3 protein-coding genes and 1 pseudogene are annotated in these 3,619 nt (G+C 68.7%); 1 reads left to right on the top strand and 3 read right to left on the bottom strand.

The annotated features are described in order from the left end of the window. Positions 1-175: 175 nt before the first annotated feature. Positions 176-1,366 (bottom strand): UDP-galactopyranose mutase, encoded by a 1,191-nt coding sequence (glf, locus tag H0488_RS09420; protein ID WP_183099018.1) that lies wholly within the window; start codon positions 1,364-1,366, stop codon positions 176-178. Between the two features lie 70 nt (positions 1,367-1,436). On the opposite strand from glf, the gene H0488_RS24980 reads away from it, so the two are divergent. Further along, the gene (locus tag H0488_RS24980) at positions 1,437-2,573 is read left to right on the top strand and encodes a phosphatase PAP2 family protein (protein ID WP_183099017.1); all 1,137 of its coding nucleotides are present in this window, start codon (positions 1,437-1,439) and stop codon (positions 2,571-2,573) included. On the opposite strand, the gene H0488_RS09410 is transcribed toward H0488_RS24980, so the two are convergent. Continuing rightward, positions 2,476-3,372: a glycosyltransferase family 2 protein gene (locus tag H0488_RS09410; RefSeq protein WP_183099016.1), complete on the bottom strand. Its 897-nt coding sequence runs from the start codon at positions 3,370-3,372 to the stop codon at positions 2,476-2,478. The genes H0488_RS24980 and H0488_RS09410 overlap by 98 nt on opposite strands. Further along, positions 3,369-3,619, bottom strand: a pseudogene (locus tag H0488_RS09405) (glycosyltransferase family 2 protein); the annotation flags it as partial. The gene H0488_RS09410 and the pseudogene H0488_RS09405, both read right to left, overlap by 4 nt.

The raw sequence follows: 3,619 nt of genomic DNA, 5'->3' as shown, positions 1-3,619 counted from the left end.
CGGAGGAGCGTGGATGGGGCTGGCCGTCCGCCTCGGCGCGAAGCGCCCCCTCGGACTGGTTTGCGACGCAGGACCCCCCGCCGCGCCCCGGCAGCGACATCAACCCCGACACCAGCCAGGCAACCAACCAGACGCCGCGCCCGCGGCCCTATCTGCCGCGCGTGCGCCGTACGACTCAGGTCTCGTCGACGCCGCCGCTGGCGAACGGGGCGCCCTCGGCGAAGTGTGGCTTGATCTTGTTGTCGTACATCGACAACGCCGAGCCGATGGCCATGTGCATGTCGAGGTACTTGTAGGTGCCGAGCCGGCCGCCGAAGAGGACCATCGGCTCCTTCTTCGCGAGGTCGCGGTACTTCAGGAGCTTCGCGCGGTCCTCGGCGGTGTTGATCGGGTAGTACGGCTCGTCGTCGGGCTCCGCGAAGCGGCTGTACTCGTGGACGACGACCGACTTGCCGGGCAGGTAGGTGCGCTCGGGGTGCAGGTGCTTGAACTCCAGCACCCGGGTGAACGGCACGTCGGGGTCGTTGGCGTTGACGACGCCGGTGCCCTGGTAGTCGTCGACGTCGACGACCTCGGCCTCGAGGTCAACGGTGCGCCAGGACAGACGGCCCTCGCTGTTGCCGAAGTACTCGTCGACGGGCCCGGTGTAGACGATCGGGACCTTGCCCTTGTAGTCGTCGGCGACGTCGAAGAAGTCGGTGTCGAGACGGACCTCGATGTTCGGGTGGTCCGCCATCCGCTCCAGCCAGGCCGTGTAACCGTCGACCGGCAGGCCCTCGTACTTGTCGTTGAAGTAGCGGTTGTCGAAGTTGTAGCGGACCGGGAGGCGGGTGATGATGTCCGCGCTCAGCTCCTTGGGATCGGTCTGCCACTGCTTGGCGGTGTAGCCCTTGATGAACGCCTCGTAGAGCGGGCGCCCGATCAGGCTGATCGCCTTCTCCTCGAGGTTCTTGGCGTCCTTGGTGTCGATCTCGCTGGACTGCTCGGCGATGAGGGCGCGCGCCTCGTCGGGCGTGTGGCTGCGACCGAAGAAGCTGTTGATCAGCGCCAGGTTCATCGGCAACGAGTAGACCTGGCCCTGGTACTTGCCGAAGACCCGGTGCTGGTAGTTCGTGAAGTCGGTGAACCGGTTGACGTACTCCCAGACCCGCTCGTTGGAGGTGTGGAACAGGTGGGTGCCGTACTTGTGCACCTCGATCCCCGTCTCGGGCTCGAACTCGCTGTAGGCGTTGCCGCCGAGGTGGTACCGGCGCTCCAGCACGAGCACCTTCAGGTCGAGCTCTGCTGCGCAGCGCTCGGCGACGGTGAGGCCGAAGAATCCGGAACCGACGATGACGAGATCGGGGAGCTGCTCAGGGGTGGACACGATCGCCGATCCTAGCGTGGGGCCGGGGGGCTCCCGAATTCTCCGGCACGGGCGAATTACGCTGTGTGTCGTGAACACCCGGTACGGCGGCGCCCTCCCCCAGGCGGCCCGACAGTTCTGGCTCGCCTGGGCGGCCGGAGCGGTGATGGCGGTGGCGATGGTCGTGCTGGCCGTGGTCGAGGACCTGCCGATCCGCGATCCCGACGACGACATCCTCCCGGGCTACATCCGGATGCCGCTGATCGTGTTCGGCACGATCCTGGTCGACATCCTCCCGCGGGTCGTCCACCGGGCGCGGCTGCGCTCCTCCTGGTCGCCCCGATCGATCGGCGGCCTCTGGCGGGAGGTCGTCGCCGAGCGCTGGCCGTCGTCCCACCTGTGGTTCGCGATCAACGGCGTCGTCGCGTGGTACCTGACCTACGCGACGTTCCGCAACATCAAGAGCATGGCCCCGTTCGTCAACGGCGCCAGCTGGGACGCCACGATGGCCGACGTCGACCGGTTCCTGTTCGCCGGCCACGACCCTGCCGACGTGCTGCACGCCTGGTTCGGCACCGGCCTGATGGCGCACCTGATGTCCGCGGTGTACGTCGTGTGGATCGTCCTGGTGCCGACCTCGATCGCGATCGCGCTGGTGTGGACCCGGCACACCAGCGCGGGCTCGTGGTACGTCACCGCGGTCGCTGTCGACTGGTGCCTCGGGGCCCTGATCTACGTCCTGCTGCCGACCCTGGGCCCGATCTACGCCGAGCCCCGTGAGTTCGCCGACCTCCCGCACACGTTCAACAGCACCCTGCAGGAGGGCCTCTGGACCGACCGGGTCGCGGTCATGGCCGACCCCTGGGCTGCCGGCACCCTCCAGACGATCGCGGCCTTCGCGTCGCTCCACGTCGGCATCATGATGACGATCTGCCTGATCGCCCGGCTGGTCGGCCTGCCGCGGTGGATCCAGGTCACCGCCTGGGTGTTCCTCGGGCTGACCGCGCTGTCGACGGTCTACCTCGGCTGGCACTACGTCGTCGACGTGATCGGCGGCATCGCCCTCGGCGCGTTCGCCGTGTGGCTCGCCGGCATCGCGACCGGCAACCGCGACGGCTGGCGGCTCAAGCTCAATCCGGCGGACCCGGAAGCGTCCTCATCCCGCGCGCATCCCGGAGCGCTCGTGACACGTTCCGCACCTCTGCCCGACCGCCCCGCAGCGGACTGAGCAGCACCACCCCGAGCGCGATCAGCCACGGCTTCAGGCGGACCGCGCGGTTGGCGCCGTACCGGAAGTGCACCGCGAACAGGTTGCGGTACATGTAGTAGCCCTTCCAGCTCCCGAGGTCGTGCTGCTGGTCGAAGTCGAGCTGGCGCACGAGCACGGCGTCGCGCACCGCGAGGATCCGGAAGCCGGCCCGGCGGGCGCGGATCGCGTAGTCGCAGTCGTCGTAGAAGATGAAGAAGCTGCCGTCGGGGAACCCGATCTCGTCGACGACCCGGCGGCGGACGAGGAAGCCCTCGAACGCGACGTTCTCGAGCGGGACCGTCGGCGGCATGGCCGCGCGGTTCGGGTAGCGGGTGACGATGCTGTCCGTCTTCGGCTTGATCACCCACGGGTGGTCGAGGTCGAACCGGGTGGCGGCGTACTCGGCGAGGTTGCCGTGCGGGTCCTCGCGGACCGCCATCAGGCAGTCCTCGTCGTAGGACAGGAGCACCCCGAGGCAGTCCGGCGCCGGCACCACGTCGTCGTCCATCAGCCAGATCCGGTCGAAGCCCTGGGCGTGGGCGACCTCGACGCCGAGCCGGAAACCGCCGGCGCCGCCGAGGTTCTCCGGGCTGGTCACCACCTGGAGGCCGGGCACCAGGGCGCCCGCGAGCACGTCGGCGGTCCGGTCGGTGCTGGCGTTGTCGACCACGATCACCGCGTCCGGCGCCGGGTCGAGCCGGGCGATGCCGGACAGCATCCCCTCGAGCAGGTCGGCGCGGTTGTAGGTGACCACGACGATCGCGACGGTCTCGCTCACAAGAGGTACCTCTCGTGGCCGGAGAAGTCGCCGCGGAGCCCGGCGTACGCCGCCCGCGCGCTCATCACGATCCGGCCGGGCTGCCGGCGGGTGAACAGGTAGAACCAGAGGGTCTTCAGCCAGAACATCAGCACGAACGGCCAGCCGCGGTAGTCGCGGAGGTTGAGCACGTTGTTGCGGGCCATGCAGTAGTGCTTCAGGTCGCTCGGGGTGTGGTTGTACGTCGTGCGCCCGAACATCATCGGCG

It is taken from the genome of Nocardioides pelophilus (genome assembly GCF_014180685.1).
GTDB classification, from domain to species: domain Bacteria; phylum Actinomycetota; class Actinomycetes; order Propionibacteriales; family Nocardioidaceae; genus Nocardioides; species Nocardioides pelophilus.
This window is presented reverse-complemented; position numbering and strand designations above follow the sequence as displayed.